We start from the raw sequence: 19539 nt of genomic DNA, 5'->3' as shown, positions 1-19539 counted from the left end.
GCAGAAGAGAAATTTGCGTCCAGTCCCGGCGGTTGGCAACGCCGCGTCACCGAACGGACTGGTCGGCGCCGCAGTAAAGATCAAAGAGACAGAACATGAGCAGGGACGTCGAGAAGAGGCTGGTCGTCGGCTTGGACGGTGACGACACCTTGTGGCACAACGAGAACATATTGTGGTACGCCGAGCAGAAATTCCAGCAAGTCCTGCTCCACTACCTGTCCGCGGAGGATCTGAGCCACAGGCTGTACGAAACCGAAATGCGCAATCTCTCGCTGTTCGGGTATGGGGCAAAAGGCTTTGTTCTCTCCATGATCGAGACGGCGATAGAAGTGACCGACGGTCGCATCGCAGTCGCCGACATACAGTCTCTTATCGGCCTACTCAAGGACATCATCTGGCATCCGGTGCATCTGATCGACAGTGCGGCACAGGTGGTGGACGAGCTGTCGCGAAGCTACAAGCTAATCCTGATTTCGAAAGGCGAGCTCTTCCACCAGGAGCACAAGGTGGCGAGATCCGGCCTGGCCGATTTCTTCAGCGGCGTCGAGATCGTTTCGGAGAAGGACCAATCCGTCTATGCGCGAATTCTGGCGAAGTACGACGTCGACCCGTCGAACTTCGTCATGGTGGGGAATTCGCTGCGCTCTGACATCGACCCGATCCTGAAGCTCGGCGCGCGCGCCATACACGTCCCATACGAAATCACCTGGAAGCATGAGGGCCAAAGCTCACTCGACCCCAACAACCGCACCTATGTCCTGTGCAATTCGCTCACCGAGGTCGCAGACGCCCTCCGAGAGATGGAAGGCATGGATTGACGTCTGACGCATCGACCCCGAAAATTGGAATCGATTTCCGGAAAGCACGATGCGCAGGTCCAAAGTTGTTAGAGCGTACTTTGTGTGTCTAGGTGAACGCACGTCGCACTAAGCTTTCTGCCGGGACTGCGGCTCGCGCAGCGACGCAAGCGCGGCGGGTGCATGGCGATAGACCGATTTGAAATAGGCGTCATAGAAGGCCTGGTCCTCTGGCACCGGCAGGATCGTCGTCCTCGGCAGAGCAAGTGTTGCCAGAGCGCTGTCAAGATCGGCATAGACGCCGGCGCCGAGCCCGGCCATCAACGCGGCTCCGAGGCTGGTGGCATCGTCCACGTCGATAATATCGATCGGCGTTCCCGAGACCGAAGCTTTGATGCTCATGCGCAGCGGATTGCGGGTGTCGCCGCCAACAGCGTTGATCCGTCGTATCGCACCAACCTCCGGCCGTGAGGTAAGCGCCTCGATGCATAGCCGGGCTTCATAGGCCAGACCTTCGAGAATGGCGCGAAACATTGCGCCGTGATCCGCTGCCATGCTCAGCCCCCAGAACGAGCCATTGGCGTGCGGGCTGGGATGCGGCGCCGATCCCAGCGCGAGCTGCGGGCGGAAGCAGACGCCGCGACTGCCGATCGGTATGGCGGCGGCGGCAGCGATCAGCGGTTCATGTGTGATCCCGCCCAATATGGTCTGGCGGAACCATTCGATCGAGGCGCCGGCCGTGAACACGCCACCGAGAACATAGTGACGCGGCCGTCCGGTCGTCAGCACACCCTGGCAGAATCCTTGCCGCCCGAGCTTTGCCGAGCGGGACGGGCTGGTGACGGCAGCCAGCAAGGCTTCGGTGGTTCCGAGCGTCGCCGACAGGATGCCATCCGCCAACCCGCTGCAGACAAGCGCGCTCAGCGCCTGGTCGTGCCCACCAACCGCCACGACGCAGGATGTAGGCAGACCCGTCGACGCCGCGACAGGCTGGAGCACTGTGCCGAGCGGCGCGCCATTGGCTTCCAGTTCAGGAAAGAGATCGGCGCGAAGTCCGGCTTGCTTCAAGAGCTCCATGGCCCATCTCCGCCGATGCAGGTCGAAGACACCGGTGCGACAAGCCAGGCTCGACTCGGCGCGGATTCTGCCGCTCAGCCGAAATGCGAGATAGTCCGCTACATTCAGCCATTGTGCCGGGCGTGCAAACAGGTTGGGCTGCCGTGCCATCAGCCAAAGCAGCTTGTAGATGCCAAGAATGGGCTCGGGCGGCTGACCGGTGATGCCATACAGCGCATCGGCGCCCAGCCGGCCGACGAAGTCATGGCACTCGGCGATGGCCCGCCGGTCGTACCAGGCAATGATCGGCGTGAGCTCTTCGCCTTTTGCGCCGATCAGTAGGCCGGCCTCGCCAACGCTGGCGCAGGCAATCCCGCGCACGTGAGAAGGCTCGGCAATGCCGTCAAGCGCGGCGCGAATAACCTCGAGCGTTGCCGCCCACACCGCCTCGGGTTCGTGATGGGCGCTGTCCGCATCGGGCCTGACCGTCGGCGTGGCGACCTTGCCGGCAGCGACCAGCGTGCCGTCCGGCGCATAGATGCTTGCCCGGATCTGGGTGGTTCCGAAATCGATGCCCATCAGAAGGGTCGGTTGCGAGCGCACCTGAAAAGGCATTGATTTTCTTACCAAGTGTAGTTGGCCAGGTCTGCGATCACCCGGATGGGGGTCACGAAAGTTTCAAATTAGCGAGAACTTGATTAGTATAGGCTGAAACCAATTCCAGTGGCTCAGGTGAAATCTAGCACCAAAAAAATAGAAGAGATACAGAAGGTATTTACGAAAGCTGTTGCCCTATGCTAGTAGTGGTCAACTACTTCCAGCAACGAAGTCGCACCAGGGGATTATCGGGCCATGGAGAGTTTTTGAATTTCCCGGAGACTTAGCCGGGGAAGCTAGTTTGCCTATAGCCTGCTCCAGGCACTCCTCTCTGACGTCGAGGAAGATCGGAATACAGCGCAGATGAAGCATGCACGGCGCCTAAATTACGCCAACGAACGGTTGCTGCTTCACCGGTCTCGATGTTTTTCCCGCCTGCGGCTGTCGCGGGTCGGGCACGGCTTCCGCGCCGCGTCAGCCTTCAACAAGCATGAAGAAGCCAGGACGTTCAGAAGCGAAGTGAGGTGTTGCGATGAACTACGATGCGAGGATTTCAAGCAAAATCGCCGATGTCGACGGATGGATCAGTCGCTCGGATCTGCAACTGATCGCCGCGGAGGCGGGGACCCCGGTCTTCGTCTACAGCGAAGAACAGCTGCAGAGGAATATCGACCGTATCCAGGGTGCCGCGGTCGCAGCGGGGATCGACGGCAGGGTTGAACTTTATGTGCCGTTCTTTCCCAACTCCAACCCTCATATATTGAAGCCGCTCCAAGCCGTCGGCATTGGCATATTGCTGCAATTGCCGAGCGAGTACGAGATCTTGCGCAAATTCGGTTTCGACAAGTTCATCATTTCCCCCGGACATGTCTCCAACGACGAAATCAGCGCATGGGCCAAGACCGGCCATCCGATGTTCCTGTCTAGCATGGACGAAATCTCGCAACTGCTCGCCGTCGATCCCAGCGCCTCGATTAATATGCGCTTCGACAGCCTGGGGTCGGGAAAGCCCGGTATCAAGTACAGCGAATTGACAACGCTGTCGGAATTGCTGGCCAGGCATGGACGCGATCTCGACTGCTTCGAACTCTACTGCGGCAGCGGAAACTCCGCCGACGCGATGATCAGCATCATCGAACAAGTGTTCATGATCTTCAAAACCTATTTCCCCAAGGCCAAGGCGATCAATTTCGCGGGAGGGTTCGGCTTCGACTACGAGGGGCGGGCGTATTCGGAAAAGCACTTCAACTGGGAGAAATACTTCAAGAGGCTGGGCGAGATCGCCAATCGCTATGGTGTGCCCGCCGATGTGAAGTTTCTGTTCGAGCCGGCACGCGATCTGTTGGCCGATGTCGGCGCGCTGCTGCTCAGCATCGAGCGCACCGTCATCAAGCATCCGGGCGCCAATCGCGTGCTAACCAACGGGTCGAGGGTTCTGATGCCGTCGGCACAATACAAGGATCGGCGCCACAATGTGCTTTTCCTGGATTCCAACATGGCCGAGATCACGTCGAACCGCATTCCCGCGGCCCTGCGCGGGCGTGGCATCTTGCGGCACGACTATGTGCTTCCCGGCGACTACATGGTTCCGGAAACGCTCGCCGAGGACGACTATCTCGTGATCCTCGACGTCGGTGCCTACTGCGCGACGCAGCACATGGAATTCCTGAACATTCCGCCAGCCGCCGAAGTGCTGATCGACAAGTCGGGTTCGCCTGCACTGATCACAGCGCAAGGCAACAAGTTCGACAAATGGCGCAACCTTCTCGACCAGAAGAAGGAGCTGAGACCCAGCTAGGCCTGGCCAGAGCCGGCAGCCGTACGCGCGTCGCTTCGAAATGGCCTTGCAGTCCGATCGAAAGGCATGGCGGTCGGGAATCGCTGTATCGGCCGATGGCGACCGGCGCATGGTGCCGCGGCGCGCCTGGGTCATGTCGCGAGGACCGCGACCATGACCCAGGCGCAACCTGCCCGTGCTGGCGGCATGCGCGTCGAGGATGATGCGCTGATCCGCGGCGAGGGCCGGTACATGGCGGACGCGGGAAAGGCCGCGCAGGTCTGTGCGGTGTTCGTTCGCTCGCCATATGCAGCGGGCGGGATCACCTCCATCGACACAGCCGAAGCGGTCGCGGCTCTGGGTGTGCTCGCGGTTCTGACCGGCGCGGATATGGCCGGCCTCGGCAGCCTCGCGCCGCATCCACCCATGCAAGGTCGCGCCGGCGCGGCCTTGGTCAATCCCATGCGGCCGCCGCTGGCGGACGGCGCGGTGCGCCACATCGGCGAGGCCGTCGCAATGGTGGTGGCGCAAACGGCGGCACAAGCGCACGATGCCGCCGAGTTGGTTGAAGTCAGCTATGTCGAGCGGACGCCGATCGTCGATCTGCAGGACGCCGCCGCGGACGGTGCGCCGCTTGTCTGGCCGCAGGCGCGTGGCAATCTCGCCATCGAATGGCAAGGGCTGATCGCCGATCCGGACGCCAATGCGTGCCGGGTCGAGGCAGCCATCGCGCAAGCTCGCTTCGTCGCCCGAGCCTCGTTTCGGCAGCAGCGCATCCTCGTCAACTCGCTCGAGCCGCGTGGCGCAACTGGCGAATTCGATACGGCCGACGGCGGCTATACGCTCAGGGTCTGCACGCAAGGCGTGCGCCCGGTGCGTGACGCGATGGCCGCCATCATGGGCGTCGATGGCACCAGGATGCGCATTTTCACCGACGATGTCGGCGGTGCCTTCGGGCTGAAGGTCGGCGTCTTTCCCGAATATGCCGCCTTGCTCGTCGCCGCGCGAAAACTCGGCCGTCCGGTCCACTGGATGTCGACGCGCTCGGAGGCCTTCGTCAGCGACCATCACGCCCGCGACACCATCAGCGAAGCCGAGCTGGCGATGGACAAGACCGGCCGGTTTCTAGCGTTGCGTGTCCGCCATCTCGCCAATATGGGCGCCTATCTCGGCGTCGTTGCCGCCAAGATCCAGACCGACAATTTCATCCGCTGCCTGCCGGGCTGCTACGACATCCCGCTCATCGATGTCGGCATCAAATGCGTCTTCACCAACACCGTGCCGACCGGCCCCTATCGTGGCGCCGGCCGACCGGAGGCGAGCTATCTCGTCGAGCGGATTGTCGAGGAAGCGACACGCATCAGCGGTATCGATGCGGTCGAGCTGCGCCGCCGCAATTTCGTAGCACCCGCGGCGATGCCTTACGTGACGGCGATCGGCACCGTGTACGACAGTGGAAAATTCGAACAGGCACTCGACAAGGCCCTGGACCTGGCGGCCTACCGGAACTTCGAGGAGAGGCGGTGCCTTTCGCAAGCAGCCGGCCGCCTGCGCGGCATCGGCATCTCCTCAGCCTTTGAACACTCGGGGTCGCAGCCGACCGAGAGCTCCGAGATCGCCTTCCCCGGCCATGGACGCATCATCCTGAAGCTCAACGTACAGTCGACCGGCCAAGGCCATGCCACTACCTTCGGCCGCCTCGTCGCAGAGCGCCTCGGCGTGCCGGCCGAGACGATCGGGCATCTCCATGGCGATTCGCGTTTCGAACTAGCCGGCTACGCGGCAGTCGGCTCGCGATCGGCGATGACGGTCAGCCATGCGGCGATCAAGGCGGCGGAAGCGGTGCTGGCAAAGGCCCGAAAAGTTGCCGCGACCATGCTGCAGACCGCAGAAGAGGATCTTGTCTATGCCGACGGCGGCTTCCATGTCGACTCCAAGGCCAATAGCGTCTCGCTATTCGAAGTCGCCGACTGGGCCGCGCAGATGAAGCATGAAATCGGCGAGACCCTGGATACGCGCATCACCGCCGAGACTCCGACGGCTTTTCCGAACGGCTGTCATATCGCGGAAGTCGAAATCGACCCCGACACCGGCGCTATCGAGATCGTTTCCTATGCCGCGGTAGACGACTGCGGCTCGGTGCTCGATCCGACACTTGTCGCCGGGCAGATCCAAGGTGGTATCGCGCAAGGGATTGGCCAGGCGCTCATGGAGCAAGCGATCTTCGATGGAGCGAGCGGTCAGCTGATCACGGGTTCATTCATGGACTATAGCATGCCGCGGGCCGGTGACATGCCTGCGCATCTGGCACTTGCCAGCCAGCAGGTGCCCGCAACGACCAATCCTGCCGGCGTCAAGGGCATCGGCGAGATGGGTGCGGTTGCAGCCATTTCGGCCGTCATGAACGCCATTGCCGATGCCATTCCGTGCCGCGCCGGCCGCGAGATGGAAATGCCCGCGACGCCGGAAAAGATATGGCGCGCCTGCCAGGCCCTAAAGGCTGGCAACGATTTCTAGACCGCGATCTTGCCGCCGCCCTGTTTGGTGATGGCAACGACCGCCGGCCGTACCGGCATGTCAGGCTTGAAGCTGTCTTTGCATCTTCTTCTGAGCGCTACATTCGCACTTGAAGTTGCATTGAGAGCCGCAATTGGCGGCTCTTTATGCTTGGGCTTCGGCGGCCGTCAGGCCGAGTTCGACGGGATCAGGGACCGTCGTCGCGAAAATATCGAGATAGTTTCGCCGTTTCATGGGCGATGCTTGGCCGAGCTTTTCGACTCTCTGAGAAACCGTCTCCCGGAGAAATTCGACGACGACAAAATGAAGTCGCTCGGCAACGCACCTATTCACGGCCAGCTCAATCGTGCCGCTGTCAGTCTTCAGTTCAAGCAGTGCTGAATGCGATAGATCGACGCTTATCCTGAAATTGGCCGCGCGGCGGCGATGCGACCATCTAACTGATTTGGCCGGTTTCTAAAACAGCCTGTTGCCACGGGGTTCGCCATGTACAAGTGCGCCATTGCCTGGCGCCCCGCCCAATGCTGGACGCTACACTGCGACGGGTGCCTTGCGCGGTTTCTTTGATGGGGATTTCACCACCGTTGCAATCGCTTCGGCTGGCGCTGCGCGTGCGGTTCGCTTTGTTTTTTCTGTCACAACTGGTGCGGGCGCCGCCGCCTTGCGGCCGAGCCCCGATGCCTTTGCCAAGGCCGAACGCGCCGCGGCATAGGTCGGCGCCACCATCGGATAATCGGCTGGGAGGCTCCACTTCTGCCGGTATTCATCAGGACTCAAATTGTAATGGGTTGCTATATGACGTTTCAGGGATTTGAACTTTTTTCCATCTTCCAGACAGATAATGTAGTCGGGCGTTACCGACTTCCGGGGCGACACTGCCGGCTCCTGCTTGACCGCGGTCGGGGACACAGGCGTGCCAATTCCTTGCAAGGCGGCATAGGTATCCCCGATCAGCTTCGGCAACTCGCCGATCGGAAGCGGATTGTTTGACACGTAGGCTGAGACGATATCGGCGGCGATCGACACAATATCGGTTTTGTCGTCCTGTTCGGGAGAAACGATCATAGAGTTTCCTGTAGTCATATGGGCGTCACGCTGAGAACGTGCGATTTGTTTATTCACAGACAAATTAATTGCCCACTATTTAAACATTCTCGGTTCGTCGTCAACATCTAGCCGGCAACCGGCAGGGCAATCGGGTGAGTTAACGCGTGACAAGGAGGTTGAGAGCTGAATCTGTCGAGATGATTTGATTCTGAGAGGGAATATCTGGATGGACGATGTGGCTTGCAACGCCGGTGCGTTCGCGGAAACGGTTGTTTTTCTGGGTCATTTCAAGGATCTGCCTGATGGTCGGCAGAGTGCGAAGGTAAGGTACCCGCTGGATGAGGTGCTGCTGCTGTGTCTTATGGCGGTGATCGCCGGGGCGGAAGCCATCACCGACATCGCCCGCTTTGGTGAGAAAAAGCTCGATCTGCTTCGTCGGTTTCGACCCTTTCGTGAAGGCGTGCCAGCGCATGATCATCTGGGTGATATCCTTGCCAGCCTTGATGCCGAACACTTCCAGCGCTGCTTTGTGGCGTGGGTAGCGTCACTGACGGGTGCGCCGGAAGGCGTCGTCGCCATAGATGGCAAGACGGTCCGCCGCTCCAAGGCTCCAGGAATGCCGAGGAGCCGATACACATGGTTTCCGCCTTCGCCGCCCGCCAGCGTCTGGTGCTGGGACAGGTCAAGGTAGCGGACAAGGCCAATGAGATCCTCGCCATTCCCAAGCTGCTGGACATGCTGGCCATTGAAGGGGCCATCGTGACCATCGATGCCATGGGCTGCCAGCGCGCCATCGCCCAGAAGGTCCTGGACAAGAAGGCCGACTACATCTTCGCCCTCAAAGGCAATCAAGGCACACTGCGCAATGACGTCGAACTCTTTGCGGCCGAACAAAAAGCCAGCGATTTCAAAGACACCACCGTAAGCCGTGCCAGTACGGTCGATGGCGATCACGGACGTATCGAGACCCGGATATTACCGTCATCCACGACATTGACTGGCTTCAACAAAGCCATCAGTGGCCGGGCCTCAAGAGCGTCGTCATGGTCCAAAGCACCCGTGAGGCTGGCGGCAAGATCGAACGGGAGACGCGTTTCTACATCACCTCGCTGGCTCTCATCGCCAGCTTGATCGGACCTCTCATCCGCGACCATTGGGCCGTCGAGAACAGCCTCCATCGGGTGCTGGACATGGTCTTCCGAGACGATGAATGCCGCCTGCGTACCGATCATGCTCCCGCAAACTTCACAACCATAAAGCACATCGCTCTCAACCTGATACGAAAAGCCCCCGGAAAGGATTCCTTGCGGCTGAAACGAAAGGTCGCCGCATGGGACGATGACTTTCTGGCAAGCATCATCACACGATAATTAGTCGACCGTGAACTATCCGCAAGCTGTTGATCTAGCATGTTGATTGAGGCGGATAGCGGCTTTCGGATTGCAGGATTAGCGGTTTATGGGGGCTGTTTTCCTGCAATTCGTTTTGCGATTCCCTTGTGCTGCGGAGCGTGATTCACTTGGTTCGGCGGCGGCGAATCGAGGGGACGGCGAATGTCCAGGCCACGCGAGAAGCGCGAGACGGGAGAGCAGGACCTGTTCCGCTCCAGGCTCGATCAGATCATCAATATGAAGCACGAGCTGGTGCGGCTGGCGCAGGCGATCGACTGGCCGGTGCTGGAGGAGCGTTTCGGCGCCGTCTATTCGGACGGCCCCGGCATGCCGCCCTTGCCGACCCGGCTGATGGCGGGGCTTGCGATCCTCAAACACACTTTCAACGTGTCGGATGAGGTGCTGTGCGAGCGCTGGGTGGAGAACCCCTACTTCCAGTACCTTTGCGGCGAGGAATTCTTCTGCCACGCGCTGCCGTTCGATCGCTCGTCGATGACGCGCTGGCGCGGCCGCATGGGCGAGGAGCGGATCGTGGCGCTGTTGCAGGAAAGCCTCAGCCTCGCGGTCAAGACCGGGGCGATGAAGCCGTCCGACACGCGCCAGGTGATCGTCGACACCACCGTGCAGCCGAAGAACGTCATGTTCCCGACCGACGCCAAGCTCATTCACCGGGCGCGTGAACGGCTGGTGCGGCTGGCCAGGAAGACGGGGCTCAATTTGCGCCAGAGCTATGTGCGGGTCGGCAAGCTGGCGCTGATCAAGCACCAGCGCTATGCCCACGCCAAGCAGTTCAAGCGGGCCAACAAGGCGCTGCGCAGGCTCAAGACCTATCTCGGCCGGACCATTCGCGACATCGCCCGCCAGATTGCCGGCGATGCGGGGCTGGACGCGCTCTTCAAATGGCCGCTCTACCAGGCCGCCACCGTTCTCGAACGGCGTCAGCGCCAGCGCGGCCGCAAGATCTACAGCCTGCACGCGCACGAGGTGGAATGCATCGGCAAGGGCAAGGCGCACATGCCCTACGAGTTCGGCGTCAAGGTCTCGGTGGCCACCACGCTGAAGCGCTCCAAGGGTGGCCAGTTCGCTCTGCATGCAAAAGCACTGCCCGGCAATCCCTACGACGGCCACACGCTGGCAAGCGTCATCCCCGATATCGAAGAGACCATCGGCAACGAGATCGGCCGCATCCTCGCCGACGCCGGCTATCGCGGCCACAACGCACCCCAGAGCCACAGGTTCAGGGTCTTCACCAGCGGCCAGAAACGCCGCGTCACCCCGGCAATCAAACGCCAGATGCGGCGGCGGTCGGCGGTCGAGCCGGTGATCGGCCACATCAAGGCCGAGCACCGCATGGGCCGCAACTACCTCGCCGGCCAGCAGGGCGACGCCGTCAACGCCATCCTGGCCGCCGCCGGCTACAACTTCTCCCTCCTGCTCAGGTGGCTGAAGGGTTTTTTGTCGCTCTTGATCGCTCTCTTCCAACTCCGGCCCAAGCCGGTCGCCGCTTAGGGGGTGGATTGTTCACGGTCGACTAATTAACGCACCCGATTCCCCTGCGGCAACCGGGGATGTGCTGCGCCGAGAGTATTGCGCGGGCTAGACGCCCCTTTTGTTGCCCCAGAGCAGAACATGAAGCTGCGGCAGGACGCGCGCCTCAAACCATCTGTCACGGATCACCTTCTCGACCAGCCATTCCATCCGTTTCATTATGCCGTCCATGTCAATGAACGCATCTTCGTGACCGGGGCGCGGCGGCGTGTGATTGCCGGGCTGTAGATAGACGGGAAGTTGCGGATAACGCGCGGCGGCATCCCTAGAATAGGCGTAGTCTCTTTCGTCGAAGACGACGAGTTTGAGCACGGTTTGCGGCTTATCCTGCGCCGCATCGACACACGCCTCGAACGCAGTCCAATCGGTCGTCATTGCGCTCGATGGCGGCTTTGGGCTTAGAATGAGAACGTCAAGCTCGGCAAACCAATCCCTGGCCACGGAACCTTGGGTTTCCAACGCAAATCGGTACCCATTACGATGTCCGTGTTCGATCAGCGCGCCGAGCGGCTGGATGGCCGGATTGCCGCCTGATAGCGACACCATCATTGGCCGGCCACCCGAAAGTGCGACGACCTTTTCCCAGATCGCATCGGTCGACATCATGTTCCACTCATGACGGAAGCGATTATCCACGGCATGCAGGCTGTCGCACCAGGAACAGCGATAATCGCATCCGCCCGTGCGAACGAACACCGTCGGCAAGCCGGCCAGCATGCCTTCGCCCTGGATGGTCGGCCCGAAAATCTCGCTCACGCGGATTCCGGGATCCAACGCGCAGGTCATGGCCGGTATTCTGCCCGGGTTTTTGGCGTCTCGCTCACCCGCACAGCCGAGGTTTCGGGTAGTCGCGCCTTGCACCAGTCGTAAAAATGTCTGGCCAGATATTCCGCCGTGACCTGGTCATGCCCGAGCACGTCGTTGAGATGCCGATGGTCGAACGTCTCGTCGATATAGTGCTTGAGGGCGGCAAGGTCATGATAGTCGCGCACAAAGCCATGTTCGTCCAACTCGCCCGCCGAGAGCTCTACGTCGACGACGTAGTTGTGCCCGTGCAGGCGCGCGCACTGATGGTTGGGCGGCAAGGAGGTGAGCTGATGCGAGGCCGAGAAGTGGAATTCTTTAGTGATGTGGAACATTACGCGCTCCTTGTCCGTATTGCGTGCAGCCAGAAGTCGTGGTCCGCGTAATTGGTCGGATCCGCTTGCCCTGCCAGGTGGAACGCTTCCCGGCGCTCAACGCAGGTGCCACACCGCCCGCAGTGACGTTCGCCGCCCTTGTAGCAGGACCAGGTCTGAGCAAATGGCGTGTTGTACCTCGCCCCGTCCGCAACGATGTCCGCCTTCGAGATATTCAGATAAGGGGCGTAAAGGCGAATTCTGGCGTAGCCGTCAAGCGCATGGTCTTGCATCATCTGGAAGGCGTCGATGAAGGCCGGACGGCAATCGGGATAGATGAAGTGGTCCCCACCGTGCACGGCCATGGCAACGGCATCAGCCTTTTGTGCGGCGGCAACACCGAAGGCGACTGCCAGCATGATGGCGTTCCGGTTTGGTACTACTGTGACCTTCATGGTGTCTTCGGCATAATGACCGTCCGGCACGGGCAAATCATCGGTCAACGCCGAGCCGGAAAGGTTGCTGCCGATTTCGCGGATGTCGATGATCCGGTGCGGGGTGTTCAGTCGCTCCGCACAGAGGGCGGCAAAGCCCAGTTCCTTCCTGTGCCTTTGTCCGTAGTCGAAGGACAGGAGGCCGGCAAGCGCATGCTCGGCCGCTACCTTTTGAGCAAGTGAAACGAAATCCAGTCCGCCTGAGCAGATGACGAGAGTCTTCATAGTTTGAGTCCTTGTTTTGACCGGGTAGGCTGCGACCGGAGATTTCTCTGCGCTCCAAGTACTCTAGGGAGTCGGTTTTGTGAATGGGGATGGACGCGGTTTGACGCAACGGTTCTACCGCTCCTGCGGACGCGACTTACCGTGCCCTCGAGGCGACCTTGCCGGTAAGGATCGCAAGCCGCTGTCATGGCGCGGGAAATCAATAGGTCTTCTGTCTGTCGAAAGATTGTCGAGCAGATGCCCAGCAGCAGCAGCAGTGAGGATCGCTACGTCGCCATAATCACATAAACATCTCTTTATATCTTTCTTGACTTTGACTCTCGGATTGGCGGACCATGCAGCCGTCGTGGTTCTCTGGTGCTATCTCGAGAAGATGCCAGAGCTAAGAGGGAATCCGGTGAGCCAGGCCAGTGGTCATGGCGATACCGGAGCTGCCCCCGCAACTGTGAGCGGCGAGCCGCTGTCCAACAGGTCACTGAGGCGTTCTGCCTTGGGAAGACGGGCAGGAGCGACGACCCGCGAGCCAGGAGACCTGCCTCGACAAGCTGAAACGTCCACGGGCGGGGTGTCCCGGTGGTAGCTGCAATTGAGCCGCGTTGCGGCTTTCCATTGCACGCGTCCGCTTGACCCATGCCCCCAACCAAATGGGGTATGCCATGTCTATTGTTACAGTCCCGATCGCCACGCTTGGTGTTCCACGCATCGGCCGTCGTCGTGAGCTCAAGTCCGCGCTGGAAAGTTATTGGTCAGGCACGAGTTCGGCCGCTGACCTCCTCGATTCTGCCAAGAGGCTGCGTGCAGCCAGCTGGATTGAACAGCGCGATCGCGGCATGATGACGACGGCATCGAATTCATCGACGCCGAGACGAAGTCTGGTTCATTGTCTGAGCGTATCGCGGCGGCCGACCAGCACGACTCAATTGCGCGAACGGCGGTTCTGGAGAAGCGCCAGGAAGGTCAGCAAATGGCGCTTGCTCGTCCGATGGACGGGCTGAAACGGAGCTTTTCACGCTTGCGAAATTCCCTCCGCCGCTGGCATTGCCTTTCTGAGCGCTACACTTCGTTCGTGAATTCGCATAAAGCCCCGCAAATCGCGGCTCTTTATGCTGGGGCTTCCACGGCCTCCAAGCCGAGTTCGACGGGGTCGGGGACCGTCGTTGCGAAAATATCGAGATAGTTTCGCCGTTTCGTCGGCGACACTTGGCCGAGCTTTTCGACTTTCTGAGAAACCGTTTCCTTGAGGCGTTCAGCGCTAGGTTTCAGGCTTTCTTCGGCAAACTTAATCTGCGCGTCGATAGCCGCTACGTCCGGTGTCGCCTCCGCTTCGTTTCCAGATCCACCACTCGAAGCCGCTTTAGCGCGTTTCGGTTTCGGCAGGCTAACTTTGCGATTCACGGAGCGAGCTGCGGACTCCTTTGTTGCCGGCGGCGGTTTCACGGTCGCAGCGATAGTTGGGATTGCCTCAGCGCCATTAACTGGTGATGACATTCTCTTTTCGAAATCAGCCATCCCGGTAGTCGGGGCACCGACATCTTCGGCGGGCTGGCCTGCCCGGTTGTAATCGTCGGTCAAAGCCGGAACCGGCTGTACCGGGAGATATTCGATCGGTGGCACATCCGGCATGTGAGTCTGCGAAAAGGCTTCAGCTGACTTGAATGGCTGTGTCTCGAAATATCGCAGCTTGTCGCCGAAGATCGGGCGCTGGCCTTCAACAAGCAGTACCATCTTTCTCTCCGGCATCTGCCGGATTTCCTGCGGCATCATCAGGTCACGCTCGCGAATCTGTTCGACCTTGGTGCGCCTTGGCAGGCCGAAGAGCTCGATCGTGCGGGATTCCGACTGGTAGCGGATGGTCCGCTTGCCGAGCGCACGGGATGCATAGTCGGCGGTCGCCTGATCATTCGCGCCTAGAATGAGCTGATAACCACAATTGCCGAGCAGCGAATGCCGGGAGGTTTCGCCGTAAATCTCGTCGAGATTCTTCAAGTCCTGGATGATGATGGCGAGCTTGATATTATACCCTGCCACGTAGGGCAGTTTGGTCATGATTTCGTCCATCTTCTTCAACTGCCGAAATTCGTCGAGCAGGAAGTAGACCGGTAGTGAATTCGGATCGTGCTCGAGGGTAAGAATGTCCATTGTCTGTTGCACGAACAGCGTCAGGAGCGGCTTGAGCAGCGTGATATCCGTGATGTTGGGCGCGAGGTAGACGGAGATCGCCCGACGCTTCATCGCACGGAGATCCATGTCGGTGACGTTCGTCGCGGCAACGACACGCTCGTTCTTGAACGGGCGCATCGCCTTCTGGATGTCGAGCAAGGCTGAAGCGGCCGCGCGCTCGGAAAGGGCCAGATAAGCGTTGAAGCTTTCCAACGTTAATTTGGACAGGTACGGCTCTTTTGCCTTGATCAATTTCATCAAGGCCTGCAGGTCGACGCCGCTATTGAAGAACGAGTTGACCTCCCCGAGATTGCGCCGGCCGTTATAAAACGGGCTTTCCAGCACATAGCTGATAGCGCCTGCCATGACCTGTTGAGCGGTCGCCTGCCACACCGAGTTTTCAGATTCGGTGTTTTCGGGAACGAGAATACTCGCAGTGTTCTGGATATCGGTCGTGCGATTTCCACGTTCCTGGCGAATGAAGTCGAGAGGGTTGTAGCGGTTCGTCCGCTCCGCGCCTGGCGCGAAAAGGAAGACCTGGCTGCCGCTGCGTCGGCGATGTCCGGCCGTCGCCTTGAAAATCTCTCCCTTGAGGTCGGTAACAATCATCGACCCTTCATGCATCAGAGCATTGGGAACGACATAGCCGGCGCCTTTGCCCGATCGTGTCGGCCCGATGATCAGATGATGGCGATCATCCTTGGTGCGCAGGATTTTGCGGCCAATGCGGCCAAAGATATGACCGGACTTGCGAAACCACTTACCGCGGCGGAGAGCGGCGATGTCCTGAAAGGCCGCGTCACCGAGTGGGCTGCCTTGCGGCCGAAGGCCGAGCAATGCAGCTAGGCCGCCGGCAAGGAGGGCAGGGACGAGCGCCCCGATCGCGACCATCTGCAATGTGGTGTTGCTCTTGTAGAGCCAGAATTGTTGCAATGGGGCGAATGGATTGGTGGTGATCGTCGCTTCGAGAATGCGGCCGTCACGGAAAAAAATCTGGAGGCCAAGGCCATAGCCGAGAATCCAGACTGCAAAGACGATTCCGGTGCAGAAGAGCAGGTAAAAGGCCCTATAGCCCTGGCTCATGATTCATCCCGGGCAAAGAAGATTTCTGACACGCCGCGCTTGCCGCCGTCGCGGCGGAGCTGGATGACGATCGGGATGACCATCTGAATGTAGGACATCAGATCGGCCTTGGAATAACCTGACGACATGCCAGCCTGTTGCATCATCATGGCCAGTTGCTCGTAGGCACCCATCGGCGTGTCGGCATGGACAGTAGACATGCTGCCGGGGTGGCCGGTGTTGATCGCGCGGAGGAACGAGAAAGCTTCGGCGCCGCGGATTTCGCCGACAAACAGGCGGTCGGGGCGCATGCGAAGCGATGCTTCGAGCAGGCTTTGAATCGTCACGTCAGCAGTGCCCTGATCGCCCTTTGAGGCGAGGAGGTGCACCTTGTTGGCTTGGGGCGGTAACAGTTCGCGGGTATCTTCGAGCGTCAGTATGCGCTCATTGGCATCGATGCTTTTCAAACATGCGTTGAGAAACGTCGTTTTGCCGGAGGAAGTGCCGCCGCTGATCAGGATCGATACCCGTTTCGTGATGGCCGTATGGATGAAGTCATAGATACGGCCGCCGCGCAGATGGGCAATCAAGTCGCGATCGATGTCACTTAGGCCGCCGACGGCGACCGATACTCTGTCTAGCGAGCCGCTGTCGCGATACTGCTCGAGCGTGAAGTTGTTGACCACCTGCTTGCGGATCGAGATTGAGCCGCCTTCGGGAGCGGCCGGCGGCAGGACGACCTGAATGCGTTCGCCTGTCGGCAGCGCGGCGCTGAGAATAGGCTTGGAGTGGCTAATAAACTGACTTGTCGCGCCGGCGACGCGCTCACCGATGTTCTGGATTTCGGCGGCCGTCAGCTCATGAATCTCGTGGTGCTCCATATGGTCGGAGCCGAGACGTTCGACATAGATATGGCCGGGCTTGTTGATCGAAATTTCGACGACGCGCGGGTCTTCCAGGAATGGTTTCAGCGGCGCCAGCGCGCGATCGAGAAAATGATAAGGGTTGGGGGCTCTACCTACGGCGACGTTCACGTTGAATTTCCTTCATCGCCTCGGTGACGGGATCGTCGTACATGGCGCTGAAATCGAGATCCTGTCGGACATAAACAAAGATGCGCTCGCCTTGGCCAACGCTGATGGTCGGGGGGATGCGGAGATTTTCGCTTAAAGCCTGGTTGGCCATGTCGCTGAAGGTTTGAGCGATCGTGTCGCGCGCCAGCTCCTCGCCGCGTTTGGCATCGTCGTTGTTTTTGCCGGACGCTTGGTCGCTTCCGAAGCCGGTTAGGTAGCTGGCGCCGGCGCCGACGATGGAAAGGACGATGGCCGACCCGAAACGTTCGCGCCATTTGTTGTCGACATGACCGGTGAGACCGGAACGGCCGAGACTGTCGCTTCCGATCGAGTTCAGCCGGACACTCACGCCATCATCACGGATAAGCCGCGTCCAGATGACGAAGATACGTTTTTGTCCCCTGGTCACATCGGACTGATACTCACCGATCAGTCGCGTTCCCGTCGGGATGAGGATACGCCGGCCATCGAACGAATAAACATCCTGAGACGTGATCGCCCGAATCTGCCCCGGTAAGTCGCTGTTGATCGCCGTTTCGAGGATGCCGGGAATGAGAGTGCCTTCCGGGATCAAGGCATCAATGCGCTTGAGTTGGGTGGCTTTCGCACCACGGTCGGCCAGGCTCGATGCAGCAGCAAGGTACTTGCTGTTGCGGTCTTCGCCAGCGACTTTAGGGCCGCTGCCATTGGCGCCGCCGAGCCCGCCGGCGCCGTCCTCAGCCTTGGCCTGGTCAAGCGAGATCAGCCCTGATTTGTAGCGTTGCGGAAATTCTTCCGGTAGCGGTTCGTCCGCCGGGGGTGGCGCGACGGCCGGCTCAGCAACCGGGGGAGGCGGCGGTGGTACGTTGAATCCCGTCGTATCGACCTTGGGTTCAACCGGTTCGGGCGGTGGCGGAATATTGATGATCGCCGGGTCGGGTTGCGGCTCCGGCTTATCCTGCTCACGCACGAATGACGGGGGACGGAACGTCGTGGTCCGAAACTCCTCGTCGCCCTGGGTGATGTCATGAGAGGTTTCCTTGGCGGGCAAGAGGACGAAATAGGCGGCGACGACGCCACCGATTAGCAGCGCAGCACCGCCGAGCAGCTGATTGCGTTTGGCATTCTTGTTGGCGATGGCCGTATCGTCGCCGGCAAGCATGGCCTCTAGTTCTGGAGATTGCTTCATCAGTTGCCGCTCCTCCAGCGCTTCTTAGCCTGGCGGTCGGGAGCCGGGCCGAGGATGTCGGGGTCTGGGGTCCCGAAGTCGGGCTTTCGAAGGTTGAAAATGCACGTCCACTGATCGCCGTCGCGCAGCGTGTATTGAGTGGCGACGCCATCGACGACGAGATAGTCGCCCTCTTTGCGGAAATTGCGCAGCGTCTCGGAAAAATCCGATTGAACGGCAAAGATCGCCGGCACGCGGCCGTTGAATTTGAAGAAGGTCTTCTTGCCGTCATCGAAGACCATCGACGGTTTCAGGGCCGCGTCGCCTGAGAACGAGTAGTCAATGTTGACGTTGGCCTTGTCGATGTTCGAGACGTTGGGGTTTGCCGCTCTATATTCCGCCTCCTTGCGCAAGGCGGCGTTCAGATCCTTCTCTGGATAGACGAAGCGCACGCCAAAGACCTTGTGGCCTGCCTCAGGCGCATAGTCGTGCAGCTCGATGAAATAAATTCGTTTCGTCGTCACCACGTTCATATTGGTGGTGACGTTCTTGGCGACTGGTTTGACGAACAGGATGTTGCCCTTCTCGGAAGGCGCTACCTGCCAGCTTTCCGTATCACCGAGCGAGATCGTTTCGAATTTCTCGTCTTCGTCGAAAATGATCATGGTCGAAATGCCGTAGGTAGCATTGACCGTGACCACGTTGTTCGGCTGATACACGACACTGGTAACGCGCCCGTCGAGGTTGCCCGGACGAGGCGTTTGCGCACCATGGGCGTGAGTCAGGATGGCGACGGAAAACGCCGCCGAAAACAGCAGGCGCTTCATCATCCCTCGTCCCCCGGCGTAACCGTTTCCTGGTCGCGACGGTAGTTGTAGACTTGGAATCCGAGGGGGTTTTCAAACCGCCATTCATTCGTTTCCGGCGTGTCCGTGTAGCGGTAGCGCACAACCGAAATGTAGTGCCGGACGATCGAATCCGTGTCGGACTTTTCCGTTGTCGAGAACCGGACCAGCGCCGTGCTGGCATTCGAGAACGTCACGGACTTGACGTCGACCAGCACGCGCTTGTTTTTGCCGTAGACTTTGGTCGGATTGTTCGGATTGGCTGCGCTGTACTGCTCTGCCAACTCGCGTGCCGCATCCCCGGTTGACAGCAGAGCGGCAACGCCGAAAGTTTCTTCGATGGCGAACGGGTCATAGCCCTCGCGGTGGCGGATATAGCGCACCACATTGGCTTGCGTGATGGCTTGCGTCTCTGTCAGGGTCAACGGCTTGGTCAGGCCTGTCTTGACCTCGATATAGCCGGTGTTCTTGTCGACCTCGACGATATACGGCTCGAAGCTTTTCAGCGGGACCAAGAGAACGAGTGCTGCGAGCGCCAGCAACGTGATCGCGCCGAAAAGCAGCGCCATGAACCATGCAAGCGACCGGGAGCGCTTCGCCTTCTTGACGATCTCGTTTTCCCATCGATCGCCGTCCTGAAAATAGCTCCTCAGCGCACCTTCGTTGTCTGCCATATTGATCCAGC

General features: G+C 59.8%; 15 protein-coding genes, 2 pseudogenes and 1 riboswitch. Of the genes and pseudogenes, 7 read left to right on the top strand and 10 right to left on the bottom strand.

Annotation, left to right across the window (positions count from 1 at the left end):
- Positions 1-95 precede the first annotated feature (95 nt).
- Positions 96-818 (top strand): HAD family hydrolase, encoded by a 723-nt coding sequence (locus tag NKI49_RS19020; RefSeq protein WP_352606456.1) that lies wholly within the window; start codon positions 96-98, stop codon positions 816-818.
- A 108-nt stretch (positions 819-926) separates the two neighbouring features.
- Here NKI49_RS19020 and NKI49_RS19015 read toward each other — a convergent pair whose 3' ends face one another.
- Positions 927-2468, bottom strand: a complete 1542-nt coding sequence (locus NKI49_RS19015) for an FGGY-family carbohydrate kinase (protein WP_352695714.1) — start codon at positions 2466-2468, stop codon at positions 927-929.
- A 514-nt stretch (positions 2469-2982) separates the two neighbouring features.
- Here NKI49_RS19015 and NKI49_RS19010 point away from each other — a divergent pair.
- The 3 genes from NKI49_RS19010 (at position 2983) to NKI49_RS19000 (ending at position 7125) form a co-directional block, all read left to right on the top strand.
- Positions 2983-4248 carry a type III PLP-dependent enzyme domain-containing protein gene (locus tag NKI49_RS19010; protein ID WP_352606452.1) on the top strand — a complete coding sequence of 422 codons (1266 nt, stop codon included), beginning with the start codon at positions 2983-2985 and terminating at the stop codon, positions 4246-4248.
- Positions 4249-4401: 153 nt separating this feature from the next.
- Positions 4402-6744 carry a xanthine dehydrogenase family protein molybdopterin-binding subunit gene (locus NKI49_RS19005; protein WP_352606450.1) on the top strand — a complete coding sequence of 781 codons (2343 nt, stop codon included), beginning with the start codon at positions 4402-4404 and terminating at the stop codon, positions 6742-6744.
- 30 nt (positions 6745-6774) lie between these two features.
- Complete coding sequence (locus NKI49_RS19000) at positions 6775-7125, top strand: hypothetical protein (protein WP_352606448.1); 351 nt, start codon at positions 6775-6777, stop codon at positions 7123-7125.
- A gap of 150 nt (positions 7126-7275) precedes the next feature.
- Here NKI49_RS19000 and NKI49_RS18995 read toward each other — a convergent pair whose 3' ends face one another.
- Positions 7276-7809, bottom strand: a complete 534-nt coding sequence (locus NKI49_RS18995) for a Ros/MucR family transcriptional regulator (RefSeq protein WP_352606446.1) — start codon at positions 7807-7809, stop codon at positions 7276-7278.
- A 208-nt stretch (positions 7810-8017) separates the two neighbouring features.
- Between NKI49_RS18995 and NKI49_RS18990 the strand changes: the two are divergent.
- Positions 8018-9161, top strand: a pseudogene (locus tag NKI49_RS18990) (ISAs1 family transposase).
- 183 nt (positions 9162-9344) lie between these two features.
- On the top strand, positions 9345-10691 hold the full coding sequence (locus tag NKI49_RS18985) for an IS5 family transposase (RefSeq protein WP_352695712.1): 1347 nt from the start codon (positions 9345-9347) through the stop codon (positions 10689-10691).
- Positions 10692-10778: 87 nt separating this feature from the next.
- Here NKI49_RS18985 and queE read toward each other — a convergent pair whose 3' ends face one another.
- From queE to queC, 3 genes are read right to left on the bottom strand one after another with little or no spacing between them, the layout of a single operon-like run.
- Positions 10779-11516 (bottom strand): 7-carboxy-7-deazaguanine synthase QueE, encoded by a 738-nt coding sequence (gene queE / locus NKI49_RS18980; protein ID WP_352607715.1) that lies wholly within the window; start codon positions 11514-11516, stop codon positions 10779-10781.
- Positions 11513-11869, bottom strand: coding sequence for a 6-carboxytetrahydropterin synthase QueD (gene queD / locus NKI49_RS18975; RefSeq protein ID WP_352607713.1), 357 nt, complete (start codon positions 11867-11869; stop codon positions 11513-11515). Before queD ends, queE begins: the two co-directional genes overlap by 4 nt.
- Positions 11869-12567, bottom strand: a complete 699-nt coding sequence (gene queC, locus NKI49_RS18970) for a 7-cyano-7-deazaguanine synthase QueC (protein WP_352695710.1) — start codon at positions 12565-12567, stop codon at positions 11869-11871. The genes queD and queC overlap by 1 nt, the downstream gene beginning before the upstream one ends.
- A gap of 330 nt (positions 12568-12897) precedes the next feature.
- Positions 12898-13122, top strand: a riboswitch (cobalamin riboswitch).
- 122 nt (positions 13123-13244) lie between these two features.
- On the opposite strand from queC, the pseudogene NKI49_RS33410 reads away from it, so the two are divergent.
- Positions 13245-13418: pseudogene (locus NKI49_RS33410) on the top strand (hypothetical protein); the annotation flags it as partial.
- A 250-nt stretch (positions 13419-13668) separates the two neighbouring features.
- On the opposite strand, the gene NKI49_RS18960 reads toward NKI49_RS33410, so the two are convergent.
- Genes NKI49_RS18960 through NKI49_RS18940 form a run of 5 tightly spaced genes read right to left on the bottom strand, consistent with a single transcriptional unit; the run spans position 13669 to position 19528 of the window.
- Positions 13669-15810 (bottom strand): type IV secretory system conjugative DNA transfer family protein, encoded by a 2142-nt coding sequence (locus NKI49_RS18960; protein ID WP_352607711.1) that lies wholly within the window; start codon positions 15808-15810, stop codon positions 13669-13671.
- Positions 15807-16823, bottom strand: a complete 1017-nt coding sequence (gene virB11, locus NKI49_RS18955; RefSeq protein WP_352695708.1) for a P-type DNA transfer ATPase VirB11 — start codon at positions 16821-16823, stop codon at positions 15807-15809. The genes NKI49_RS18960 and virB11 overlap by 4 nt, the downstream gene beginning before the upstream one ends.
- Positions 16804-18030: a type IV secretion system protein VirB10 gene (gene virB10, locus NKI49_RS18950; protein ID WP_352607707.1), complete on the bottom strand. Its 1227-nt coding sequence runs from the start codon at positions 18028-18030 to the stop codon at positions 16804-16806. The genes virB11 and virB10 overlap by 20 nt, the downstream gene beginning before the upstream one ends.
- The gene (locus tag NKI49_RS18945) at positions 18030-18839 is read right to left on the bottom strand and encodes a TrbG/VirB9 family P-type conjugative transfer protein (RefSeq protein ID WP_352607705.1); all 810 of its coding nucleotides are present in this window, start codon (positions 18837-18839) and stop codon (positions 18030-18032) included. Before NKI49_RS18945 ends, virB10 begins: the two co-directional genes overlap by 1 nt.
- Positions 18836-19528 (bottom strand): VirB8 family type IV secretion system protein, encoded by a 693-nt coding sequence (locus NKI49_RS18940; protein WP_352607702.1) that lies wholly within the window; start codon positions 19526-19528, stop codon positions 18836-18838. Before NKI49_RS18940 ends, NKI49_RS18945 begins: the two co-directional genes overlap by 4 nt.
- Positions 19529-19539: the final 11 nt, after the last annotated feature.

Origin of the sequence: Mesorhizobium sp. M0587 (assembly GCF_040320945.1) — a bacterium.
In the GTDB taxonomy this organism is placed as follows: Bacteria; Pseudomonadota; Alphaproteobacteria; order Rhizobiales; family Rhizobiaceae; genus Mesorhizobium.
The sequence above is the reverse complement of the archived record's forward strand: the minus strand, read 5'-3'. Positions and strand labels throughout refer to the sequence as shown.

Bases quoted from the DNA above. Each gene is read 5' to 3' on its own strand.
- virB10 (WP_352607707.1), bottom strand. From the start codon at position 18,030: ATGAAGCAATCTCCAGAACTAGAGGCCATGCTTGCCGGCGACGATACG.
- queD (WP_352607713.1), bottom strand. From the start codon at position 11,869: ATGTTCCACATCACTAAAGAATTCCACTTCTCGGCCTCGCATCAGCTC.
- NKI49_RS19020 (WP_352606456.1), top strand. From the start codon at position 96: ATGAGCAGGGACGTCGAGAAGAGGCTGGTCGTCGGCTTGGACGGTGAC.
- NKI49_RS19010 (WP_352606452.1), top strand. From the start codon at position 2,983: ATGAACTACGATGCGAGGATTTCAAGCAAAATCGCCGATGTCGACGGA.
- NKI49_RS19005 (WP_352606450.1), top strand. From the start codon at position 4,402: ATGACCCAGGCGCAACCTGCCCGTGCTGGCGGCATGCGCGTCGAGGAT.
- NKI49_RS19015 (WP_352695714.1), bottom strand. From the start codon at position 2,468: ATGCCTTTTCAGGTGCGCTCGCAACCGACCCTTCTGATGGGCATCGAT.
- NKI49_RS18945 (WP_352607705.1), bottom strand. From the start codon at position 18,839: ATGATGAAGCGCCTGCTGTTTTCGGCGGCGTTTTCCGTCGCCATCCTG.
- NKI49_RS19000 (WP_352606448.1), top strand. From the start codon at position 6,775: ATGGCAACGACCGCCGGCCGTACCGGCATGTCAGGCTTGAAGCTGTCT.
- queE (WP_352607715.1), bottom strand. From the start codon at position 11,516: ATGACCTGCGCGTTGGATCCCGGAATCCGCGTGAGCGAGATTTTCGGG.
- queC (WP_352695710.1), bottom strand. From the start codon at position 12,567: ATGAAGACTCTCGTCATCTGCTCAGGCGGACTGGATTTCGTTTCACTT.
- NKI49_RS18985 (WP_352695712.1), top strand. From the start codon at position 9,345: ATGTCCAGGCCACGCGAGAAGCGCGAGACGGGAGAGCAGGACCTGTTC.
- NKI49_RS18960 (WP_352607711.1), bottom strand. From the start codon at position 15,810: ATGAGCCAGGGCTATAGGGCCTTTTACCTGCTCTTCTGCACCGGAATC.
- NKI49_RS18940 (WP_352607702.1), bottom strand. From the start codon at position 19,528: ATGGCAGACAACGAAGGTGCGCTGAGGAGCTATTTTCAGGACGGCGAT.
- NKI49_RS18995 (WP_352606446.1), bottom strand. From the start codon at position 7,809: ATGATCGTTTCTCCCGAACAGGACGACAAAACCGATATTGTGTCGATC.